The sequence below is a fragment of the Abyssibius alkaniclasticus genome, assembly GCF_020447305.1.
In the GTDB taxonomy this organism is placed as follows: Bacteria; Pseudomonadota; Alphaproteobacteria; order Rhodobacterales; family Rhodobacteraceae; genus Abyssibius; species Abyssibius alkaniclasticus.
This window is the reverse complement of the sequence record NZ_CP095732.1, coordinates 1,113,239-1,135,272: the sequence shown is the minus strand read 5'-3', so window position 1 is coordinate 1,135,272 and position 22,034 is coordinate 1,113,239. Positions and strand designations below refer to the sequence as shown.

Here is a 22,034-nt window from a genome sequence, read left to right as displayed (position 1 = left end):
CTCCTTAAAATTCCACGCCGCGCTGGGCTTTGATGCCGCCCCGGAACGGATGTTTCAACAGCTCCATTTCGGTGGCCAGATCGGCAATGTCCAGCAGCTTTTCATGTGCATTGCGCCCGGTCAGCACGACATGGGTCATGGGCGGCTTTTCGTCTTTCAAAAAGGCGATGACCGCGTCGATGTCCAGATATTCATAACGCAGCGCGATGTTGATCTCGTCGAGCAGCACCATTTTGTTGCGCGTGTCGCGGATAAGCTCCTTGGCCTTTTCCCAGGCGGCCTGTGCCATTTCAATATCGCGCGCGCGGTCCTGCGTTTCCCAGGTAAAGCCCTCACCCATTGCATAAAACGGGCAAATATCGGCGAATTTCTCGGTGATCAGCTTCTTCTCGCCGCTTTCCATTCCGCCCTTGATGAATTGCACAACCGCGCAAGGCATATCCCATGCGATGCAGCGAAAGATCATGCCGAAGGCGGCGCTGGATTTACCCTTGCCCTTGCCGGTATGCACAACGATCAGCCCTTTTTCGCCGCTTTTGGTGGCCATGATCTTGTCGCGCGCGGCCTTTTTCTTGGCCATCTTCTCGTTATGGCGGGCAGTGTCGTCTGTCATCGGGATTGTCCTTGTTCAGGGGCGTGGTTTGGGAGGAGTGTAGCCCCATCGGCGCAATGCTGGCCACGGGAAATTCGAACAAACCTGGGCTACTTGCGGCGCAAATTGTCGCCAAGCTGCACCCAGCCCACAGCCTCGTCGGCATGAACATGGATGGTGGGAATGAAATGCGTATCGGCGGTAAGCGTTGCGGCATGAAAATGAATTTCGCCGGGGTAGCGTTTGGCGCGATAGGCCATCGGGCTGCCACAGGTCGGGCAGAAATCGCGCCAGACATCGGGGCTGGATTCGTAGGTTTGCGGGGCGGCCCCCGTCCATTGCCACTGCCCGTCGCGCACACAAAAATACGAGGTGAAGGCCGAAGACGTGGCCCGCCGACAGCTTTCGCAATGGCAATGGGCCATCCACTTCACCGGCGGGTCATAGCTGTAGGTGACCGCCCCGCACAGGCAGCGCCCGGTATGTGTTGCAACATAGCTCATATTGGCCGCTCCATTGTCACACTGGTTGGCCTAGCGTAACCCGAATGCGAGGATTCGGCCACAATTACAAAGCCAAGCCGCGCGAAAGCCCGCTGGTTTTCAACAAGCTCAACGCGCGTTTGAAGCTGAAGCGCGGCGCAGCCCGTTGCATTTGTGGCACTAGCTTCCATCAGCCTGCGCGCCAAACCAAGGTTGCGATGCGCAGCATCAACCGCGATTTTGCCAAGATAGTAACGATCGCCCTTCACCTGCCCGAGCAGGCAGGCGACAGGGGTGCTGCCCGCCTCGATCACCCAGACATCATGCGCGGCGGCATGGGCCGCAATCGCCGCCGGGGTGAGGCTGGCAATAGAGGATGGCGGGGCGATCCGCCCGTCCATATAGGCGAAGCTATCGGCAATCAGCCGGTGCAGCGCCGCCCAGTCATAGGGCGCTGCCACACGGCGCGGCTTCATGCGCGCAGCCTGTCAATCAGCCCGCGCGCGGAGTTGGATTTTGGCACCCAAAGCCCGCGCTCTATTGCCTCGGCCAGCCGGTCGGCCATTTCGCGCAAGGCGGCGGGGTTGGCTTCGGCGATGAAGTCGCGTGTGGCCTCATCCTCCAGATAGGCGGCGTGGATCATGTCGAAATGGTGGTTCTTCACCGCCCGCGTGGTGGCGGCGAAGGCGAACAGATAATCCAGCGTTGCCGCCATTTCGAACGCGCCCTTGTAGCCGTGGCGCTTTACCCCGTCTATCCATTTCGGGTTGACCACGCGGCTACGCATCACGCGGCCGATCTCCTCATCCAGCGTGCGGATGACCGGGCGTTCGGGGCGGGAATGGTCGGCATGATACACGGTCGGTGCAATGCCCCGCAGGCTTTCAATGGCGGCGGCGGCCCCACCTTCGAACTGATAGTAATCATCGCTATCCAGCAGATCATGTTCGCGGTTGTCCTGGTTCTGGATCACCGCCTCGGCGCGGCCAAGCCGGGCTTCCAGCATGTCGCGGGCGCGCGGGCCTTCAGCGCCCGCACCATAGGCATAGCCGCCCCATTCCAAGTAAGCAGCCCCAAGGTCGGCGCGGCTGTTCCAGATACGCTCGTCGATCAGCGCCTGAAGGCCCGCACCGTAAGCCCCCGGCTTGGCACCGAAAACGCGAATGCCGGCGCGGTCTTCGCCATGCCGGGCCGCCTCGGCGCGAAAGCGCGCGGCGGCGGGGTTGATATCCTCCGGCTCGTCCAGCGCCATGATCGCGCGCGCCGCACTGTCGACAAGGTCAATCTGTGCGGGAAAAGCATCGCGGAAAAAGCCGGAAATGCGCAAGGTCACATCCACGCGCGGGCGGTCAAGCACCGAGGCGGGGATAATCTCGAACCCCGTCACGCGGCGGCTGGCCTCGTCCCATTTCGGCCTGGCCCCCATCAGCGCCAGCGCCTGAGCAATATCATCGCCACCCGTGCGCATGTTCGACGTGCCCCAGGCCGTGATCACCGCGCTGCGCAGATGATCGCCCGCATCCTGCAAATGCCGCTCCAACAGCTGCGTGGCCGATTTCCAGCCGAGTGTCCAGGCGGTTGGCGTCGGCAGGGTGCGGCTGTCGATCGAATAAAAATTCCTTCCCGTCGGCAATACATCCAACCGCCCCCGGCTGGGTGCGCCCGAAGGGCCGGGCGTGACGAATTGGCCAGCAAGGCCGGTGAGGAGCGCCCCCCTCTCTGCAGGCCCACAGGCCGCAATATCGGGGGCAACGCGGCTGTTGACCTCTTCCATCACCGCAGCACTTGCGGGGCCGGGGGCTTTTGCACCGGCAATCAGCCTGGCGGCAAGAAGCTCCAGCCGTTCCACCGTATCGCCCGCTGTCCGCCACGGGTCATCGGATAGTGGGCGCATTTCTATCGGGCGCGGGCCTGTCCAAGGCGCGCTCATCTGGCAATCCAGCGGATCGAACGCTTGCGGCAGGCCGCTATAGCTGGGCACTTGCGTATCGTTGAGACCGAGATCCACGGCCAAAGCCCGCAACAGGCTGGCATTACGGCCCTTGCCATCGCCGCGCGGCAAGCGCACCAAAGCCGCCGCCAGATCCCGCGCCAGGCGGCCTTCGGGCGCGCGGCCAAAAATGTGCAACCCGTCGCGGATCTGGCTTTCTTTGAGGTCACACAGATAGGCGTCGAGCTTTTGCAGGCGCGCTTCGTCGTCATCGCCATCGGTCAGACCTGCATCCTTGTCGAGTTCCGTTGTCGCCGTCAGGCTCAGAATTTCACGGCGCAGCAGGGCGGTGCGGCGCGCATCCACGCCCGCAGCCTCGTAATATTCATCGACCAGCGCCTCCAGATCCTTCAGCGCGCCATAGTTTTCAGCCCGCGTCAGCGGCGGGGTCAGATGGTCGATGATCACCGTCTGCGCGCGGCGCTTGGCTTGCGTGCCTTCGCCGGGGTCGTTCACAATGAACGGGTAGAAATGCGGCGTCGGGCCAAGGGCGGCTTCGGGAAAGCACTGGTTCGACAGGGCCAGCGCCTTGCCCGGCAGCCATTCCAGATTGCCATGCTTGCCCATATGCACAATCGCATTGGCGCGGAAGGCATTGCGCAGCCAGAAATAGAAGGCCAGATAGTTATGCGGCGGCACAAGGTCGGGCGAATGGTAACTATCGGTCGGGTCGATATTATAGCCCCGTGCGGGCTGCACGCCGATCACGACATTGCCGAATTCAAACACCGACAGCGCGAAGGCGCCACAATCCACCTCGCCCTGCTTGAAGAACGGGTCGGCCTCGGGCAAGCCCCAACGCTCGGTGACTTTTTGGCGCATTTCGGCGGGCAGCTGGCCCCAGTCCAGGTGGTATTCCGCAAGCGTCAGGCGCACACCGCCGCTGCGCTGCGCGCGGTCGGTCAGCCAGTTGGTTGGCCCTGCGGTTATTTGCGCCATCAGCTCGGCCGATGTGGCGGGCGGGTTATGCACGCGGTAGCCGTTTTCAGCCAGCGTCGCCAGAAAATCGACCGTTGCGGCGGGGGTGTCCAGCCCCACGCCATTGGCAAGCCGCCCGTCCTTGTTCGGATAGTTTGCCAGCACCAGCGCCACGCGCTTCTCAGCAGGCGGCGTTGTGCGCAGCCTGGCCCAGTTGGCGGCAAGCTCGGCGACAAAGCCGATGCGCTCACCATGCGCGCGATAGGTGGAGATGAGGCATTCGGTCGCCGCGTCAAAATACGCCTCGCCCTTGAAGGACAGCGCGCGCGTCAGAATGCGCCCATCAAGCTCCGGCAGGCTGACATTCATGGCGATATCGCGGGCCGAAAGGCCTGATGTGCCCGCCTCCCACCCCGCCTCGGTGCCCCCGGCAAAGACGATCTGGAACACCGGCGCGCCGGGCGCATCAAGCACGGTGCCGGCGAAGGCACCGGGGGTGGAAATGGCAAAACTGGTGGCATTCAGCACCAGGGCTGGCGGGGCATCTTCCATCAGCCCTGCCAGCGTTGCCGCCGAAACCGCATCCTTCAGCGAAGCGACATAAACCGGCAGCGGGTTCATCCCCTTGGCCAGCAGCGCCTTGATCAGCCGGTTGATCGGGTGCAGCCCCGCGCCCTGCACCAAGGCGCGGTAAAACACCACCGCCACAACAGGTGCATCGGGCTGCCAATGCTGGCGCAGGCTGGCAAGGTCGGGCGAGTCCAGCCCCGGAAAATACAGCCCGGCGCGCAGCAGCGGGCGGGCCGGTTGGGGGCGCGCACTGCCCGCCACCATCGCACGGGCATAGCGCAGAAAATTCGTGGCATTCTCCGGCCCACCCTCGGTGAGATAGGACCAAAGCGCGTCGTAATCCGCATTTGGAATGTTGGACAGGCTGCGCAGGTCCGGGTCGGGCTTGTCATCGCCCGGCAGCAGCGCAAGGCCAATGCCCGCACCCGCCAGCCGGATGGCGAATTGCTCCACCCCGTAGGGCCAATAGGCGCGGCCACCCAGCACGCGCACCACCACAAGTCTGGCATGGCTTGCCGTGTCATCAAGGTATTTGTCGACGGTGAAGTTATGGCCAAGGTTCAGCAGGCTGGCGAGGCGCAGGCTGGTCTCACCCGCCCCTTCGCGCGCTGCTGAAAGGGCGGCAATCTCGGTATCGGCTGCCGAAATCACCACAATTTCGGCGGGCGTCTGGCCAAGGTCTACGGGCGAGGTGCCATCGCTGATCTCGCCCGCCTGAACCTGTAGCAAATGCATGGCACCGCCCCTTTATTGCTGCGCGCAGCCTGTCAGGCCTGCAAGGCGGTTGCAATATCGCCCTGTTTCAACCCCGTCTCGCCAATCACAACCAGCCGCGTGCGGCCCTTTTCAGCCGCCGTCAGCGGGCGGTCGAAATAGTGTTCGATACGCGGGCCAACCGCCTGAATGACCAGCCGCATGGGCTTTTCACCCACTTGCGCAAAGCCCTTCAGCCGCAGAATATCATGCGCGGCGATGGTGGATTTGAGCCGTGCGACATAGGCTTCGACATCACCAAGCGCGCCGGTATCCACCTGAAAGGTTTCAAACTCGTCATGGCCGTGGTCATGATGATGGTCGTGGGCGTGGGCGTCGTCTTCATCATCATCGTGGTGATGGTGGTGATGCTCGGCGCGTGCATCCAGATCATCCTCCGCCCCGATACCCAGGCCCAGCAGCAGCGCGGGCGAGATTGCGCCGTGCTGTGCGCGGATCATCCGCACACCGCTGCGCAGCTCGGCCTTCAGACGTGTCTCCAGCGCGTCAAGCGCGGCGGCATCAAGCAGGTCGGTCTTGTTCAGCACCACCATATCGGCACAGGCCAACTGGTCGTCGAACAGTTCAGAGAGCGGGGTTTCATGGTCAAGCCCGTCATCTGCGGCGCGCTGCGCATCAACCGCCGCCTCGTTATGGGCGAAGCGGCCCTCGTGCAGCGCCACCGAATCCACCAGCGTGACCACGCCATCCACCGTTACCCGGCTGCGGATTTCCGGCCATGCGAAGGCGCGCACCAGCGGCTGCGGCAAGGCAAGGCCCGAAGTCTCGATCACAATATGGTCGGGCGGGGTTTCACGGCCCAGCAGCTTTTCCAGCGTCGGCACAAAGTCTTCGGCCACGGTGCAGCAGATGCAGCCGTTGGACAGTTCCATCACGTCATCATCGGCGCAGCCCTCGATGCCGCAGCCCTTCAGCACCTCGCCGTCGACACCAAGGTCGCCAAACTCGTTGATGATCAGCGCGATGCGCTTGCCGCCTGCATTTTGCAGCATATGGCGGATGAGCGTGGTCTTCCCCGCGCCCAGAAAGCCGGTGATGATTGTCGTTGGAATTTTTGCGGGCATCTAAGCCTCCTGTGATTGGATACGTGCCCAGACCATGCCGGCAACCGTGCCCAGCACCAGCCAGGCAACCGCGCCAACGGCATAGGCGCGCGCGACATAAAGCGCCATAAGCTCGGGCGGCACAACGCCACCATAACCCTGCGGATGCGGCGCGCCATAAAGATGCGGCAGCGCAATGAGCAACGCACCCAGCGCAATGCCAGACAGGCTGCGCATATAGGCCAGCGTGTAGATACCGGCCGCCGAAAGCAAAGCCGCAGACAGCCACCAGATCTGGCGCGCCTGAAGATCGGCGGCGAAATTGCCCGGCAGTTCCGGCGGCAGGCCCGCACCGGTCGCAATTTGGAAGGCCGCAAAGCCCCCCAGCCCCCAAAGCGCGCCCATGCGGGCGGACACGGCAATGCCCTGCCGCTGCGCCAGCCCGAAAGCGGCAACCAGCAGCAGGCCAAAGCCGCCAAATGCCGCGATGTTGGACAGCAGCGTCAGCGCGTTGCGCTCAAGGTTGAACCCGGCAGTTTCGGCGGGCTCGGGCGTAGCTTCTTGCGGGCTTTCCGCCGCGCTGTCAGGCTCTGCATGATGGTCGGGGGCGGCTTGCGCAACATGCACAAGCGTGCCGTTTTCATAGAGTTCCGCCTGCAAAATCAAAGGCAAAACAAGCGCCAGTTGCAGCAGGGTGGCAATCAACCCCGCCGCAACGCCAGCGATCATTCCGCTGGCAACCAGTTTTTTAAGCATTGTTCAGTGGCAGGGAAAGCCGATGGCATGGCGCGAATCATGCGCAGAATCATGCAATGTGGCCGAATTTGCAAAGCCTGCGGTAAACAGCAAACCCGCGCCCAGAATGGCAACAAAAAGAATGGTCGCAAGGTTGGTGGAGGCGGCTTTTGCCTGTGTGTTGGTCGTCATGTCTCATCTCCTAAATCCGTCATCCCCGACGGAGGTTTCAAGGTCGATGCAAAGCCGGTCTCCTGGCTTGTGGGTCCTTGCGCCTACACCCCTTCCCGACCGAGGTCAGTGGTTCCGGTGCGCGCTCGCCACGTACAGTCGCGGGGGCGGCTACGGCTTCAGGTGCCCTATGGGCTGGCCTGTCCCGTATTCCCATTTATCCACCCCCGGAGGGATGAAAACTTCTCATCAGGTTATGTATGGAGGCCGAGGGACGGGCTTGTCAAGTTAGCCAAGACAGGTTGAGGCCCGTTTGCGACAGGATGCGGCGATTCACGCAGTCAAAGCGCAAGCCGGGCAGCGCCTGCCCGTGGGATGGCGCTGCCATCGTGGAGCGGCACACTTTATCCCCGCACCCCCGCCCTATGGCCTAGCAACGCATTGCCACCACCAAAGCGCCAGCCCGCCGGAACGGGCAGGCGCTGCCCGGCGCCTTCGACTTGATTCCGGGCGGGGTATAAATTGACGTTGCAAGGAAGCGCGTAAGTTGCTCAATCACAACACGAACCAAATACAACTTACGGCAACTTGAAGGGCATTTCGTTTTCTGAGAATTCTAGCACTGGCTTTGCATTCAAGATTTCGTAGAACAACATAATGACGCATAAACCATTAACACTCGGCGACAAACTAACGCCCGTATTAGCATCCGCCAATGAAGTAAGATCGCCGTCCAAATTGAGTGCAGCGGCGCGAAATACTGCGTTCTACCTGCTGAACTTGGTGCTGTTGGCGGCGATCATTACGCTTCCCGTTTGGTGGTTCACGATGCGCCCCGATATAGACGAAAACCTGGTGTTGGTCCTATTGGCTGCGCTGCTGATATTTTGGTTTATTGTCTATCTTCGAAGCAAAACCAACACGCGAACTGCGCGACCCCCACGCCCCAGAATACATGATCTGCTGGCAAATGATCGTCAGGGGTTTATGCGCGATTTGCGACTAGATGCAAAAACCGCCGTCTTTGATGGCAGCAACATTTACCACTTTGGACGGAGCAACGGGCTGGATGCCCAACCGCTTGGCGAACTCGCTCATCAACTTCGCGCCAAAGGCTATCGCATTGTCAGTTTCTTTGATGCCAATATCTTTTATACGCTGAACGAGGATGGCGCATTCCCCAGGGAACAGGCCCATTCAACTAAATTACTCGAGGACATTTTCGGGCTATCAGCGAATGAAATCTATGTGGTGCCAAGTGGAAATCAGGCCGATAAATATATTCTCGAAAGCCTAAAACACCTGCCAATTTCCTTCGCGGTGACGAATGATCTCTATCGCGACTATGCAAAGAGTTACCCTACGGTAATGAAGGACAGCCAGTGGCGCAAAGGTGTGGTGGTTTCAAAAAATGGGGTTAGGCTGCGATAGCTTAATCACCCATCCTCCTCAATCGGGGGCATCCGGCTCACGAAATGCCCTTTCACGCCGACCGGCCATTCCTTGAAGGGCACGCGGCCCGTTTCCGATTCATCGAATTTCGCGGCGAATTCCACCACTGCGGCGGCGGATTCTGCCGTTGGTTCGAACGCGCCCAGCACATAGGTCAGCTTGCCGGGGGCGCGGATGGCGAGGTTGCAGTGGTGGTCGCACCCCATCAGGCAGGAATGGCGGCGCATTTTTACGCCTTCTGGCAGGGCGGCGGCAATGTGGTCGCCCAGAATCTCGCCGCCGGTTTTATCGCCGCACAGTTTTTCCTTTGCCGAAAAGCGGCAGGTATCGCAAACGAGGATGGTTGTTGTCATGCCAAAAGCGCCCCAAGCAGAGTTTCGGGCGTGGCCCATTCGGGGGCAGGCGGTAGCACGGGGCGGTTGATGATGACAACCTTTATCCCCAGCGCATCCGCCGCGTCAAGCTTGGCGGCGGTCTGGCTGCCGCCTGCGTTTTTGGTCACCAGATGGGTGATGGCGCGCTCGCGCATCAGCGCGGCCTCAGCCTCCAGCGAAAACGGCGGGCGGGCCAGCAGCACCTCGCCCCGCAGCCGCGTTGCGGGCGGGGCGATTGCGCGGGTCAGGCACCACAGATCACGCCGCTGGAATGCCGTAAGCGACTGGCCGCCGACCGTCAGGAAAACACGGGCGCCCGCTGGCAGCGCGGCGGCGGCATCGGCAAGGCTGTCAACCGCCTGCCAATGCGCACGAAGCGCCCATGCGGGGCGGATCAGGCGCAACAGCTTGGCGCCGGTTTCAGAGCTTGCGGCAGCGGCATGGTGGCTCATCTGCGCGGCAAACGGGTGGGTGGCGTCGATGATATGGGTGATGGTATGCGCGCGGATATAGCCAGCCAGCCCCGCCACCCCGCCAAACCCCACACGGCGCTGCGGCAGGGGGCTGTGCGGTGCATCTGTCACGCCCGCCAGCGAAAGCGTTGCGTCAATGCCGCGCGCGGCAAGCAGCGCGGCGAGTTCGCGCGCTTCGCCCGTGCCGCCAAGCAGCAGCACCCGCATCAAAACCCCGTATCCGCGATGATGTTGCCGGCCCGGTCGCAGACCAGCACCTGCACCGCAATTTCTGCCGGTGCAAGGGCGGCGCGGGCTTGGGCGCGCGCGGCCCTTGCCACCTCCATCGCCAAGGCTGCGCCGCCATAATCCAGTGCGGCCAGCGCGGTTTCGGCAGCGGAAATCGGCTCCGGGTCCAGCCCGGCCTTGGTGCCAAGGGCGGCGAGCGCGGCGAAGTCCACCTGTGAGCGCGCCGAATGCAGATCCATCGCGCCTTGCGCCAGTTTGGCAAACTTACCAATCCCGCCCGCCAGCGTGAGCCGCGCGATCGGGTGGCGGCGCAGGTATTTCAGCACGCCGCCCGCAAAATCGCCCATATCCAGACAGGCGCTTTCATCGAGCCCTGTCAGCTTGCGCGCCCCGGCTTCCGAGGCATTGCCGGTGGCGGCAATCACATGGCTGCGCCCCTCGGCGCGGGCGACATCGATACCGCGATGAATCGAGGCTATCCAGGCCGCGCAGGAAAACGGGCGCACAATGCCGGTGGTGCCGAGAATCGACAACCCGCCTTTGATACCCAGCCGCCCGTTCCATGTTTTCAGCGCAATCTCGGCCCCGTTGGGAATGGAGATTTCGACGGTGAAGTCGGGCGCGGCCCCCTCCAGCACCTCGGTGAGCGCGGCATCGATCATCAGGCGCGGCACAGGGTTGATGGCAGGCTCGCCCACACCCAGCGGCAGGCCAGGCTTGGTTACGGTGCCCACCCCTTCGCCCGCCACAAAAACCAGCCCCGCGCCGGGTGTGCCGTGGCAAATGCGCGCGCGAATTTCGGCCCCGTGGGTGACATCGGGGTCGTCGCCGGCATCCTTGATGATGCCCGCCTGTGCCCAGCCATCGCCCAGAACCTGCATGGATAGCTTGAACGCCGGCTGTTGCCCCTGTGGCAGGGTGATTTGCACCGTGGCTGGAAAATGCCCGCTCAGCAGCGCCTGCATTGCGGCCTTGGCGGCAGCGGCGGCACAGGTGCCGGTTGTCCAGCCACGGCGCAGCTTTTTGGGCGGCGCGGTCATGCGCCACCACCAAACGCAAAGCGCATGACATGGCTGAGGCCAAGGGCTGAAAGCCCGGATTGCGCGCGGTCCAGGCCCACAGCGCCCGGCACAAAGAGCAGGCTGATGGCCGAGCCTGTATGCGCCACGGCAATGCCCAGCGCGCCGGTTTGCCGGGCAATGTTTTGCACGGCCGCCCAGTTCGGGCGCGGGTTGCGCTGTTGGTTGGCCTCTGCCGACAGGCGCGCCGCCTGGCCGATATTTGCAGGCGTCGGGCTGCGCAACAGCGCGAAGGCCGCCGACATATCGGGGAAATTGTCATCCGCCGGATCTGTCACCTGGCCCGGCCCGTCGAAGCCACCCACGGCAACAAGGGGCGGGAAGGCCGGCAAAATTTCAAGCGTTTGCGCCTGGCGGCTGGCCCAGATACGCGGCGGCGAGGGCGCGAAGGCCAGCGGGTCTACCGCGCCTTCAACCGCCAGCATATGCGCCGAGTCCGCTTCAGCCGACAGGCCCGGGGCCAGCAGCCGCAAGGTGGCCAGCAGCGTGGCCGTCGAGATACCCGCACCGCAGCCGGGCGGCACATTGGCATCAATCGCAATCGCCGCACCCTTATGGCCCAGCCGCGTGGCCATTGCCGCGGCCAGCGGCGGCGTGCCGTCGCCAAACCGCGCGCGCACGCGCACCCGGGTGCAGGGCAATGTCACCAGCGCCAGCGGCCCGTCCTTGCCCAGCCGCCCCTGCACCAACTCGCCCATATGGCCAAAAACCAGCGCCCCCCGCGCTTGAGTGGCGGGCCGTGCCGGGCTAGAAGGGGCGCAAATCTCCATGCACTTGCTCTAGCGCGAAAGTCTGCCCCTTGCAAAGCTTCCCAGCGACCGTTCAGCGCCCCGCGCGCGACCACGGCGGCAATTTATCCGCAGCCATCGCGCAATATGGCGGCACGATGGAAGGCTGGCTCGACCTGTCGACCGGTATCAACCCCCATGCCTATCCGCTGGGCCCATTGCCCGCCCGCGCCTTTACCGCCCTGCCCGATGCCGGGCGGCTGGCGGCCTTGTGCGCTGTGGCACGCTCGGCTTACGGGGTGCCGGATACGGCGGGTATTCTTCCCGCCCCTGGCGCGCAGGCCTTGATCGAGGCGCTGCCAAAGGTGCTGGCGCGCCTGCCTGTCAGCATTGCCAGCCCCACCTATAACGAACACGCCGCCACATTTCGCGCACATGGCTTCAAGGTAACGGAAACCGCCACGCCCACCGGGCCGGTCCGGCTGGTTGTAAACCCCAACAACCCCGATGGCCGCCGCTGGGGGCGCGACACGCTACAGGCCTGGCTGGATGAGGGCGCGATCGTCATCGTCGATGAAAGCTTTGCCGATGCAGAGCCGGGCCTGTCACTGGCCGATCTGGCCGGGCAGGAGCGGCTGATCATTCTGCGCAGTTTTGGCAAGTTCTACGGGCTGGCCGGGCTGCGGCTGGGCTTTGCTTTGGGCGAGGCGGGGTTGATTGAACGCCTTGGCCGCACCTTCGGGCTGTGGGCGGTAAGCGGCCCGGCAATCGAGGCGGGGATTACGGCATTGGCCGACACGGCCTGGCAGGCCGATATGCAGGCAAGGCTGGCCGATGAGGCACAGGCGCTGCACGATCTGCTGATATCGACAGGGGCCGAATGCATCGGCCAGACGCCGCTATTTGTAACCGTTGCGCATGACCGCGCCGCTGCTTTGCACAAACATCTTGCACGCCAACATATCTGGACGCGTGTTTTTCCCTATGCGCCAAACTGGCTGCGCCTTGGCCTGCCCGGAAATGCACAAGGCCGCCTCGCGGCGGCCCTGGCGTCATTCTGATCCGTCAAGCCGATTTACGGCGGCGCTGGCGGCCTTGGGCTGATTTCGGTTTGCCAAGCGGGGCCACACCAGCCGGGCGGCCCTGCCCACCCCGACGGCCACCGCCGCCGCGCTGCTGCTTGGGGGCATCCTCGTCGGGTTGCATCACGCCGCTGGCGGTTTCGATCTCGATCTTCATCAGCTTTTCGATCTCGCGCAGGGTCTTGTTTTCGGTCGGCGCGCAGAAGGCCACAGCCTCGCCGCCCTTGCCGGCCCGCGCCGTGCGGCCAATGCGGTGGACGTAATTCTCGGCCACATCCGGCAGATCATAGTTATAGACATGGCTCACGCCGGGAATATCAATGCCCCGCGCCGCCACATCGGTGGCCACAAGAATGCGGTATTCACCCGATTTGAAGCCCTTGATCGCGCGGTCGCGCTGGTTCTGGCTTTTGTTGCCGTGAATGGAGATCGCCTTGAAATCATGGCTCACCAGCAGCTTCATCAGCTTTTCGGCGCCATGCTTGGTGCGCGCAAAGATCAGCGACAGATCATCGGGGTTTTCGCTCAGCAACTCGCGCAGCAGCGTGTATTTACCCTTTTGGCTTACAAAATGCACCGACTGGCGCACTTTATCCGCCGCCTTGCCGGGGGGTGATACCTGCACGCGCACGGGGTTGGTCAGGTAGGTTTGCGCCAGTTCGGCCATCAGCTTGGGCATGGTGGCGGAAAACAGCAGCGTCTGGCGCTTGGTCGGCAGCAGCTTGGCAATCCGGCGCAGCGCGTGGATGAACCCCATGTCGAGCATCTGGTCAGCCTCGTCCAACACCAGAAAATCGGCGGCATCAAGGCGCACATCGCGGCGTTCGAGCAGGTCAATCAACCGGCCCGGCGTGGCCACAAGAATATCGGTGCCGCGCGACAGGTTCTGTGCCTGACGGTGCAGCGACGCCCCGCCGATGACCATGTTGATGCGCAAATGCGAGTTTTTCGTCATGGCGCGCAGATTGTCGAAAATCTGCGTTGTCAGCTCGCGGGTCGGGGCCAGAATAAGCGCGCGCACCGATTTGGGCGCGGGGCGGTCGGGCAGCGGCATCAGGCGCTGCACCAGTGGCAGGCCAAAGGCGGCGGTTTTGCCTGTGCCGGTCTGGGCAAGGCCCATAAGGTCGCGGCCCTTCAGAATTTCGGGAATGGCCTGTGCCTGAATGGGCGTGGCTTCGGTATAGCCCATCGCGGTGATGGCGTTGAGCAGGTTCGGGGCAAGCCCGAGGTCGGAAAATTGCGTCATTGCGCAGTCCTTTGGTGTGGCCCGGCGCAAAGGCGCGGTGCCAGAATCAAAACCGCTCCGCGCAAATGCGCGGTGCGAAACGGGTGCGGCCCACCGGGGGCCGCCAGAACCCCGCGTGAATTGGGAACCGGAAAAAGGGTATGGGGCGCATCGCCCCCGTTATGTTTGGCGCAGGCGTAGAATTCATCTGGAAGATGGCATCAAACGGGCGCAGGCTGCTCACGCGGCAGCGGTATGGGGTGCATATCGGGGGGATTGGCGCGAAAGTCAAGCCGCATGATGCTGCAGCGCACAAGTGAATTTGCTTTTGCGACAGCGTGAAATCTGCCAAGGAGGTGCAATCATCCAAAGGCCGCGCCGTGCATTCGACCCCTCTGAAATCGCGTCAGATCACCGTCATCATCGGCATGGGCCAGTTGATTGTCTGGGGGATGACCTATTACCTGCCGGCCGTTATTTCAGCCCCCGTGCGCGCCGAAACCGGGTGGAGCGAGGGGCTGGTCTTTGGGGCATTCTCGCTTTGCGTGCTGGTATCGGGGCTGGTTGCACCCACGGTCGGCCATTGGATGGTGGCCACAACCGCGCGCCGTGTGCTGAGTGTCGGGCTTATCCTCAACGCAGCGGGGCTGGGCCTGCTTGGGGCGGCGCATAGCCCGGCGGTTTGGGTGCTGGGCTGGCTTGTGCTGGGGCTTGGCATGGCGATGGGGCTCTATACCGCCGCCTTTTCCGCGCTGGGGCTGATATTTGCCAGCGGCACGCGGCGGGCGATTACCAATGTCACGCTGTTTGGCGGCTTTGCCAGCACCGCCATGTGGCCGCTGGGCGCGTGGCTGTTGCCGCTTATCGGCTGGCGGATGCTCTGCTTTACCTATGCGCTGGCGCTGCTTTGCCTGCTGCTGCCCTTCTATCGTCGCGGCCTGCCGCGCCCGCATTCACGTGATGCACCCTCAACACTGCGCCCTGCCCGCGCGCCGCAGGCGACGCTGCGCCAGATCTCCATATTTACAGCCCTTGCCATCAATCTGATGATCTCGGGCTTCATCTCGGCCACGCTTTCGGTGCATCTGCTGGCCATTCTTGGCGCGCTTGGCGCCAGCGCGGCCGTGGCGGTCGGGCTTGGCGCAATGATCGGCCCCGCGCAAGTAGGCGCCCGGTTGCTGGAACGGATCGGTGGCGAGCGCCTGCATCCGCTTTATACCCTGTTCATTTCCAATATCGCGCTGGCGCTTGGGGTTGGGCTGTTGCTGCTTGGCCAGCCGTTTCTGGCGCTGGCGGTCATCGCCTATGGGGCGGGCAACGGGCTGACAACGATTGCGCGCGGCACCGTGCCGCTGGCGCTGTTCGGTCAGGCAGATTACGCGCGCTGGATCGGGCGGCTGGCGGTGCCCGCACTGGCGGTGCAGGCATCGGCACCATTGCTTTCGGCGCTGATCATTTCGAGGTTCGGCATGAACGCGCTGCTGATCGGCCTTGGCGTGGCCGCGTTGTGCAGCCCGCTGATCTGCCTTGCACTGCTGCGCGCTCAACCCGCAACAGGTAGATAGGGAAACCAGTCTTCCCGCAGCTTCTGGCCCGCCGCCATCCCATGCCCCGGAAAGGGGGGTGAGGTGCGGCCGGGGCGCTCCACATAGCGCATATCATCGCCCAGCAGGCGCAAGGAAAACGCGCGGCGGCGATTTTGCGAAGTATTGCCGCGCGCCCCGTGCAGGGTGCGAAAGTTGAAGGCCACGGCATCGCCCGGCTCCATGTCCCATTCCAGCACCGTCATGCTCTCGGCATCCGGGTCGGGCACGGGCATGTATTTTTCGGGGTCGGGATAGAAGGCATCCTCGTTCAGCCAGCGGGTGGGCAGCACCTCGCGCGGCCATTCATGCGAACCGGCCACGCAGCGCAGGCTGGCCGCGGTCACCGCATCCATCGGCGACCAGAAGCTGACATTCTGCCGCCCCTCGACAAAGTAATAGGGGCCATCCTGGTGCCACGGGGTTGGCTTGGATGTGCCGGGCTCTTTCACCAACACATGGTCATGAAATACCTGCACTGTTTGCGAGCCCATCAGCGCGGCCGCAACTGCGGCGGCCTCCGATTTCATGATCACCTCGGCAAATTCGGGAATGCGCTGCCAGTTGCAGTAATCATCAAAAAACCGCCCGCCATCGCCCGGTTTCAGGTTTTCGGCGGCATATTCGCCCGGCTTGGCCATATTGCGCTCTATGCCGGCGGCAAGAATGTCAACCCAATCGGCCCAAAGCCCCTTGACCAGCACGGCCCCGTCGCGCTGATAGGCTGTGATCATTTCATCGTTTACAACTGGGTGTGGCATGGGCTTGCTCCTGTATCTGGCGCAACGCTACCCAACGCTTGCAACGGGTGCAACAGCCGGGCCGTTCCAGGCCCGAATGGGAAACACACGAAAACTATGGGAAATTGCGAAACAGGGTTGAGTATTGATGTCACATATATCACACTCCCGCAATCCGAAGGGAGGGCAGGGTGACAACGGGGCAATCATTGCACCCGCCGCCTTGCTTAATGATAAAAAACATCAGGAGGATTTCTGAATGCTACCATTCCTTAAACTTGCCAGCACGACTGCGGTCGCGGCGCTGATCGGCCTGTCGGCCTCGGCCCAGACGCTGGTCTACTGCTCGGAAGGCTCGCCAGAAGGGTTTGACCCGGCGCTATATACTTCGGGCACCACATTCGATGCCTCGTCGCACCCGATCTACAACCGTCTGGTTGAATTCAAGGTCGGCACCACCGAGGTGATCCCCGGGCTGGCTGAAAGCTATGAAGTGTCGGAAGACGGGTTGGAATACACGTTCAACCTGCGCCAGGGTGTTCAGTTCCACACCACCGACTATTTCACCCCCACCCGCGATTTCAACGCCGATGACGTGATCTTTTCCTTCGATCGTCAGGGCAACCCGGACAACCCCTATTATCAGGTTTCCGGCGGCACCTGGGAATATTTCAACGGCATGTCGATGCCCGATCTGATCAAGGAAATCGTCCGTGTTGACGATTACACGGTCAAATTCGTGCTGAACCGCCCGGAAGCGCCCTTCGTTGCCAATATGGCGATGGATTTTGCCTCGATCGTTTCGGCTGAATACGCACAGGCCATGCTGGATGCGGGCACACCTGAAAACCTGAACCAGGCACCCATTGGCACGGGCCCGTTCGAGTTTGTCGCCTATCAGAAAGACGCCGTGATCCGTTACACCCGTAACGTGGGCTACTGGGCAGGCGACACCGCGCTGGAGAACCTTGTATTCGCCATTACCCCCGATGCTTCGGTGCGTTACCAGAAGCTGCAGGCCAATGAATGCCAGGTCATGCCCTATCCGAACCCGGCCGATATTGCGGCTATGGAAGCCGATGAAAACATCACCATGATGAGCCAGGAAGGCCTGAATGTGGGCTATCTGGCCTTCAACACCCAGGTTCCGCCGTTCGACAATCCCAATGTCCGCCTTGCGCTGAGCATGGCGATCGACCGTCAGGCCATTCTGGATGTTGTGTTCCAGGGGGCGGGCCGTCAGGCCGTGAACCCGATTCCGCCGACCATGTGGTCGTATAACAACGACATCGAGGACTATCCGTTCGACCCCGAGAAAGCCCGCGAAATGCTGGCCGCCGAAGGTGTTGAAAACCTGTCGATGGAAATCTGGGCCATGCCCGTTCAGCGCCCTTACAACCCCAATGCCCGCCGTATGGCGGAAATGATGCAGGCCGATCTGGCCAATATCGGGGTCGAGGTCGAGATCGTCTCCTATGAATGGGGCGAGTATCTGGAACGCTCCAAGGCATTGGACCGTGCCGGTGCCGTTCTGCTTGGCTGGACCGGCGACAATGGTGATCCGGACAACTTCCTTGCCGTTCTGCTTGGCTGTGACGGTGTGGGCGGTTCCAACCGTGCGCAATGGTGCAACCCCGAATTCCAGGCGCTGATCGACGCGGCCAAAGTCACCTCGAATGTTGCCGAGCGGACCCGCCTGTATGAAGAAGCTCAGGTTGTCTTCAAGGCACAGGCGCCGTGGCTGACGATTGCGCATTCGGTTGTGTTCATGCCGGTGCGTAACGAAGTTGAAGGCTATGTCGTTCACCCGCTGGGCGGCCATATCTTCACCAATGTAAGCCTGGCTGAATAAGCTTCAACCAAGCCTTGAACGGGCCGGTGGTTAACGCCACCGGCCCGATTTGCACCCGCGACGGCGCGTGCCAGCCTTGCAAGGACATGCGATGCTAAAGTTTTTCCTCCGCCGATTGTTGACCTTTCTGCCAACCTTCCTTGGCGTGACCATCATTTCATTCGGCTTCATCCGCGCCATCCCCGGCGATCCGCTGCTTGTCATGGCCGGCGAACGCGGGATGAGCGCCGAGCGCCATGCCGAGCTGATGATCCAGTTCGGCTTTGACCGGCCGATCTGGGAGCAATACGGCGCCTACCTTATGGGCGTGCTGCAAGGCGATCTTGGCAGTTCGATTGTCACCAAAAAGCCCGTCTGGGACGAGTTTTTCACCCTGTTCCCCGCCACGCTGGAATTGTCGATCAGCGCGATGATCTTTGCGGTGCTGCTGGGGCTGCCTGCCGGCGTGATTGCCGCCGTGAACCGCGGCAAGTTCTTTGACCGCGCGCTGATGTCGACCGCGCTGATCGGCTATTCCATGCCCATTTTCTGGTGGGCGTTGCTGCTGATTATCGTGGTGTCCGGCCAATGGGGGCTGACCCCGGTTTCGGGGCGCATATCGCTGCTGTATTACTTTGACGATGTGACCGGCTTCATGCTGATCGACAGTCTGCTGTCGGGCCAGAAGGGGGCTTTCGCATCGGCGGTGCAGCATTTGATATTGCCCACCATCGTGCTGGGCACGATTCCGCTGGCGGTGATTGCACGCCAGACCCGCAGCGCCATGCTTGAAGTGCTGAGCGAGGATTATATCCGCACCGCCCGCGCAAAGGGGCTGTCGCCCATGCGCATCAACGGCATCCACGCGCTGCGCAATGCGATGATTCCGGTCATCACGGTGATCGGGCTTTCGGTTGGCACTTTGCTGGCGGGCGCCATTCTGACCGAAACAATCTTCTCATGGCCGGGCATTGGCAAATGGATGGTCGACAGTATTTTCCGCCGCGACTATCCGGTCGTGCAGGGTGGTCTGCTGATGATCGCCGTGATGGTGATGATCGTCAACCTGTCGGTCGATCTGCTCTATGGCTGGATCAACCCCAAAATTCGCAACGGATGACAGTATGAGCATAGTGACAACACATAGCGCCCCGCCGGGCCGTCTGCGTGAATTCTGGACGTATTTTTCCGAAAATCGCGGCGCGGTCATCGGGCTTTGGGTTTTTGGCATTCTGCTGGCGCTGGCCATTCTGGCCCCCGTCATCGCCCCGCATTCCCCGATTGCGCAATACCGCGATGCGCTGCTCCAGCCCCCCGTCTGGCAAGAGGGTGGCTCGTGGCGCTTCGTGCTTGGCACCGACCCGACGGGGCGCGACATGCTTTCGCGCCTGCTTTACGGCGCGCGCTTTTCCTTTTTCATCGGGCTTGTCGTGGTGGCCATTGCCGCAACCGGCGGCATTCTGATCGGGCTGATCGCAGGCTTTGCGCGCGGCTGGGTCGATACGCTGATCATGCGCGTGATGGACATCATCCTCGCCTTTCCCAGCCTGTTGCTGGCGCTGGTGCTGGTGGCCATCCTCGGCCCGTCGCTGCTGAATGCGATGATTGCCATCGCCATTGTTCTGCAACCCCATTATGTGCGCCTGACCCGCGCCGCCGTTATGGGGGAATTGCCCAAGGAATATGTTACCGCGGCCCGCGTTGCCGGTGCCGGCAGGCTGCGGCTCATGTTCAGAACCGTGCTGCCCAACTGCATGGCACCCATTATCGTGCAGGGCGCATTATCGTTTTCCACCGCCATTCTGGATGCCGCCGCGCTTGGCTTTCTGGGCATGGGTGCGCAGCCCCCTACCCCGGAATGGGGCACGATGCTGGCCGAAAGCCGCGAATTCATCCAGCGCGCATGGTGGGTTGTAACCCTGCCCGGCCTTGCGATTCTCATCACCGTTCTGGCCATCAACCTGATGGGCGACGGGCTGCGCGACGCGCTTGACCCCAAGCTGAAAAGGAGCTGAAGCATGGCGCTGCTCGAAATCCGCAATCTTTCGGTGTCCTTCACCACCGGCTCCGGCCCGTTCAAGGCGGTTGACGGGGTCGATCTTGCGCTCGACCCCGGCGAAATTCAGGCCATTGTCGGCGAAAGCGGCTCGGGCAAATCGGTGTCGATGCTCGCCCTGATGGGCCTGCTGCCCTGGACGGCGAATGTCACCGCCGACAAGATGGAATTTGCGGGCCACGATCTGCTCACCATCCGCCCCAAAGACCGCCGCCGCCTGATCGGGCGCGATATGGCGATGATCTTCCAGGAGCCGATGTCATCGCTCAACCCGTGCTTCACCGTCGGCTACCAGATCAAGGAATCGCTTCGTAAACACACCACGATGGACCGCGCCCAGCGCCAGGCCCGCGCGGTGGAACTGCTCGAACAGGTCGGCCTGCCCTCGCCCGAAAAGCGGCTCAACACCTTTCCGCACCAGCTTTCGGGCGGCATGAACCAGCGCGTGATGATCGCAATGGCCATTGCCTGCAAACCCAAACTGCTGATTGCGGATGAACCAACCACCGCGCTTGACGTGACCATTCAGGCGCAAATCCTCGATCTGCTGATCGGTTTGCAGCGCGAAACCGGCATGGGCTTGGTGCTGATCACCCATGATATGGGCGTGATCGCCGAAACCGCCGAGCGGGTTTCGGTGCAATATGCGGGCCAGAAGGTGGAAGAACAGCATGTGCGCGATTTGTTCGCCACACCGCACCACCCCTATACCTCGGCGCTGCTGGAAGCTTTGCCCGAGCGCGCGACAACGCGGCTTTTGCCCACCATTCCGGGGGTTGTGCCGGGGCAGTTCGACCGCCCCGAAGGCTGCCTGTTCTCGCCGCGCTGCGCCCATGCAACCGAAATTTGCAAGACCACGCCGCCGCCGCGCGTGCCCCAAGGTCAGGCGCTGTGCCACCATCCGTTGAATATCAAGTCCGAGGCCACAGCATGACAGCCCCCATTGTAACCGCCAACCATCTGACGCGCACCTACCATGTGGGGGCCAGCATGTTCTCCAAAGGGCAGGATCTGCACGCATTGTCCGAAACCAGCTTCACGCTGGCACCGGGGCGCACGCTGGCCGTGGTGGGTGAATCGGGTTGCGGAAAATCGACACTGGCGCGCGTTGTCACGATGATCGAACCGCCCACCGCAGGCGCGCTGAACATCGACGGCATCGACGTGGCCAAGGCGACGAATGCCGAGCGGGTTCAGCTCCGCTCGACCGTGCAGATCGTGTTTCAAAACCCGTTCGGCTCGCTCAACCCGCGCCAGAAAATCGGCAAGATTCTGGAAGAACCTTTGCTGATCAACCGGCGCGATATTCCGGCCAAGGAACGCGAGGAACGCGCCCGCAAAATGCTCACCCAGGTCGGCTTGCGCCCCGAACATTACGACCGTTACCCGCATATGTTCTCGGGCGGTCAGCGCCAGCGCATTGCCGTGGCCCGCGCGCTGATGATGGACCCGCGCGTGCTGGTGCTGGATGAACCTGTTTCCGCACTCGACCTGTCTATCCAGGGGCAGATTCTGAACCTGCTTGTTGAATTGCAAGACCGGTTGAACCTCGCCTATCTGTTCATCAGCCATGACCTTTCGGTCGTCAAACACATGGCGAATGATGTGATGGTGATGTATCTCGGCCGCGTGGTCGAATATGGCAGCAAGGAAGAGATTTTCGGCAATCCGCGCCACCCCTATACGCGCGCGCTGCTCTCGGCCACGCCGGTGGCCGACCCCGAAGCCCCGCGCAAACGGATCAAGCTGGAAGGCGAGTTGCCCTCGCCGCTGAACGTGCCGCCGGGCTGCGCCTTTCATGCGCGCTGCCGTTTCGCCACCGAAATCTGCAAAAAAGACCGCCCGGAGCTGCGCAAGGTCGGCGGCCAGCTCACCGCCTGCCACCACGCCGAAACCGTGGCCGATTAG

At 62.3% G+C, this 22,034-nt stretch carries 21 protein-coding genes and 1 riboswitch; of the genes, 8 read left to right on the top strand and 13 right to left on the bottom strand.

Features of this window, described 5'->3' with window-relative positions:
- Window positions 1-4: 4 nt before the first annotated feature.
- The 7 genes from cobO to LGT41_RS05770 all read right to left on the bottom strand — a co-directional run bounded on the left by cobO (window position 5) and on the right by LGT41_RS05770 (window position 7,296).
- A complete protein-coding gene (gene cobO / locus LGT41_RS05800; RefSeq protein WP_274129168.1) occupies window positions 5-613 on the bottom strand; it encodes a cob(I)yrinic acid a,c-diamide adenosyltransferase in 609 nt (202 codons plus the stop codon).
- A gap of 89 nt (window positions 614-702) precedes the next feature.
- A complete protein-coding gene (locus tag LGT41_RS05795; protein WP_274129167.1) occupies window positions 703-1,095 on the bottom strand; it encodes a GFA family protein in 393 nt (130 codons plus the stop codon).
- Window positions 1,092-1,550: a GNAT family N-acetyltransferase gene (locus LGT41_RS05790; protein ID WP_274129166.1), complete on the bottom strand. Its 459-nt coding sequence runs from the start codon at window positions 1,548-1,550 to the stop codon at window positions 1,092-1,094. Before LGT41_RS05790 ends, LGT41_RS05795 begins: the two co-directional genes overlap by 4 nt.
- Window positions 1,547-5,287 carry a cobaltochelatase subunit CobN gene (gene cobN, locus LGT41_RS05785; RefSeq protein WP_274129165.1) on the bottom strand — a complete coding sequence of 1,247 codons (3,741 nt, stop codon included), beginning with the start codon at window positions 5,285-5,287 and terminating at the stop codon, window positions 1,547-1,549. Before cobN ends, LGT41_RS05790 begins: the two co-directional genes overlap by 4 nt.
- A gap of 32 nt (window positions 5,288-5,319) precedes the next feature.
- Complete coding sequence (gene cobW, locus LGT41_RS05780) at window positions 5,320-6,390, bottom strand: cobalamin biosynthesis protein CobW (RefSeq protein ID WP_274129164.1); 1,071 nt, start codon at window positions 6,388-6,390, stop codon at window positions 5,320-5,322.
- Window positions 6,391-7,125 carry a CbtA family protein gene (locus tag LGT41_RS05775; RefSeq protein WP_274129163.1) on the bottom strand — a complete coding sequence of 245 codons (735 nt, stop codon included), beginning with the start codon at window positions 7,123-7,125 and terminating at the stop codon, window positions 6,391-6,393.
- Window positions 7,126-7,128: 3 nt separating this feature from the next.
- The gene (locus LGT41_RS05770; RefSeq protein ID WP_274129162.1) at window positions 7,129-7,296 is read right to left on the bottom strand and encodes a CbtB domain-containing protein; all 168 of its coding nucleotides are present in this window, start codon (window positions 7,294-7,296) and stop codon (window positions 7,129-7,131) included.
- A gap of 35 nt (window positions 7,297-7,331) precedes the next feature.
- A riboswitch (cobalamin riboswitch) is annotated at window positions 7,332-7,537 on the bottom strand.
- Window positions 7,538-7,932: 395 nt separating this feature from the next.
- On the opposite strand from LGT41_RS05770, the gene LGT41_RS05765 reads away from it, so the two are divergent.
- Complete coding sequence (locus LGT41_RS05765; protein WP_274129161.1) at window positions 7,933-8,706, top strand: hypothetical protein; 774 nt, start codon at window positions 7,933-7,935, stop codon at window positions 8,704-8,706.
- Between the two features lie 5 nt (window positions 8,707-8,711).
- Here the strand turns inward: LGT41_RS05765 and LGT41_RS05760 are convergent, their stop codons facing one another.
- From LGT41_RS05760 to LGT41_RS05745, 4 genes are read right to left on the bottom strand one after another with little or no spacing between them, the layout of a single operon-like run.
- Window positions 8,712-9,080 carry a DUF1636 domain-containing protein gene (locus tag LGT41_RS05760; RefSeq protein WP_274129160.1) on the bottom strand — a complete coding sequence of 123 codons (369 nt, stop codon included), beginning with the start codon at window positions 9,078-9,080 and terminating at the stop codon, window positions 8,712-8,714.
- Window positions 9,077-9,781 carry a cobalt-precorrin-6A reductase gene (locus LGT41_RS05755; RefSeq protein WP_274129159.1) on the bottom strand — a complete coding sequence of 235 codons (705 nt, stop codon included), beginning with the start codon at window positions 9,779-9,781 and terminating at the stop codon, window positions 9,077-9,079. The genes LGT41_RS05760 and LGT41_RS05755 overlap by 4 nt, the downstream gene beginning before the upstream one ends.
- The gene (locus LGT41_RS05750; protein WP_274129158.1) at window positions 9,781-10,842 is read right to left on the bottom strand and encodes a cobalt-precorrin-5B (C(1))-methyltransferase; all 1,062 of its coding nucleotides are present in this window, start codon (window positions 10,840-10,842) and stop codon (window positions 9,781-9,783) included. The genes LGT41_RS05755 and LGT41_RS05750 overlap by 1 nt, the downstream gene beginning before the upstream one ends.
- Window positions 10,839-11,651: a propanediol utilization protein gene (locus tag LGT41_RS05745; protein ID WP_274129157.1), complete on the bottom strand. Its 813-nt coding sequence runs from the start codon at window positions 11,649-11,651 to the stop codon at window positions 10,839-10,841. Before LGT41_RS05745 ends, LGT41_RS05750 begins: the two co-directional genes overlap by 4 nt.
- A gap of 29 nt (window positions 11,652-11,680) precedes the next feature.
- Here LGT41_RS05745 and cobD point away from each other — a divergent pair, with 29 nt between their 5' ends.
- Complete coding sequence (cobD, locus tag LGT41_RS05740) at window positions 11,681-12,670, top strand: threonine-phosphate decarboxylase CobD (RefSeq protein WP_274129156.1); 990 nt, start codon at window positions 11,681-11,683, stop codon at window positions 12,668-12,670.
- Between the two features lie 4 nt (window positions 12,671-12,674).
- On the opposite strand, the gene LGT41_RS05735 is transcribed toward cobD, so the two are convergent.
- Window positions 12,675-13,937: a DEAD/DEAH box helicase gene (locus LGT41_RS05735; protein ID WP_274129155.1), complete on the bottom strand. Its 1,263-nt coding sequence runs from the start codon at window positions 13,935-13,937 to the stop codon at window positions 12,675-12,677.
- 317 nt (window positions 13,938-14,254) lie between these two features.
- On the opposite strand from LGT41_RS05735, the gene LGT41_RS05730 reads away from it, so the two are divergent.
- Window positions 14,255-15,481: an MFS transporter gene (locus tag LGT41_RS05730; RefSeq protein WP_274129154.1), complete on the top strand. Its 1,227-nt coding sequence runs from the start codon at window positions 14,255-14,257 to the stop codon at window positions 15,479-15,481.
- Here LGT41_RS05730 and LGT41_RS05725 read toward each other — a convergent pair.
- Window positions 15,460-16,260, bottom strand: a complete 801-nt coding sequence (locus LGT41_RS05725; protein WP_274129153.1) for a phytanoyl-CoA dioxygenase family protein — start codon at window positions 16,258-16,260, stop codon at window positions 15,460-15,462. The genes LGT41_RS05730 and LGT41_RS05725 overlap by 22 nt on opposite strands.
- Window positions 16,261-16,498: 238 nt before the next feature.
- On the opposite strand from LGT41_RS05725, the gene LGT41_RS05720 reads away from it, so the two are divergent.
- The 5 genes from LGT41_RS05720 to LGT41_RS05700 all read left to right on the top strand — a co-directional run bounded on the left by LGT41_RS05720 (window position 16,499) and on the right by LGT41_RS05700 (window position 22,034).
- Window positions 16,499-18,091: an ABC transporter substrate-binding protein gene (locus LGT41_RS05720; RefSeq protein WP_274129152.1), complete on the top strand. Its 1,593-nt coding sequence runs from the start codon at window positions 16,499-16,501 to the stop codon at window positions 18,089-18,091.
- A gap of 91 nt (window positions 18,092-18,182) precedes the next feature.
- Window positions 18,183-19,190 carry an ABC transporter permease subunit gene (locus LGT41_RS05715; RefSeq protein ID WP_274129151.1) on the top strand — a complete coding sequence of 336 codons (1,008 nt, stop codon included), beginning with the start codon at window positions 18,183-18,185 and terminating at the stop codon, window positions 19,188-19,190.
- Between the two features lie 4 nt (window positions 19,191-19,194).
- Window positions 19,195-20,085 (top strand): ABC transporter permease subunit, encoded by an 891-nt coding sequence (locus LGT41_RS05710; RefSeq protein WP_274129149.1) that lies wholly within the window; start codon window positions 19,195-19,197, stop codon window positions 20,083-20,085.
- A 3-nt stretch (window positions 20,086-20,088) separates the two neighbouring features.
- Window positions 20,089-21,060: an ABC transporter ATP-binding protein gene (locus LGT41_RS05705; RefSeq protein ID WP_274129148.1), complete on the top strand. Its 972-nt coding sequence runs from the start codon at window positions 20,089-20,091 to the stop codon at window positions 21,058-21,060.
- On the top strand, window positions 21,057-22,034 hold the full coding sequence (locus tag LGT41_RS05700) for a dipeptide ABC transporter ATP-binding protein (RefSeq protein WP_274129147.1): 978 nt from the start codon (window positions 21,057-21,059) through the stop codon (window positions 22,032-22,034). Before LGT41_RS05705 ends, LGT41_RS05700 begins: the two co-directional genes overlap by 4 nt.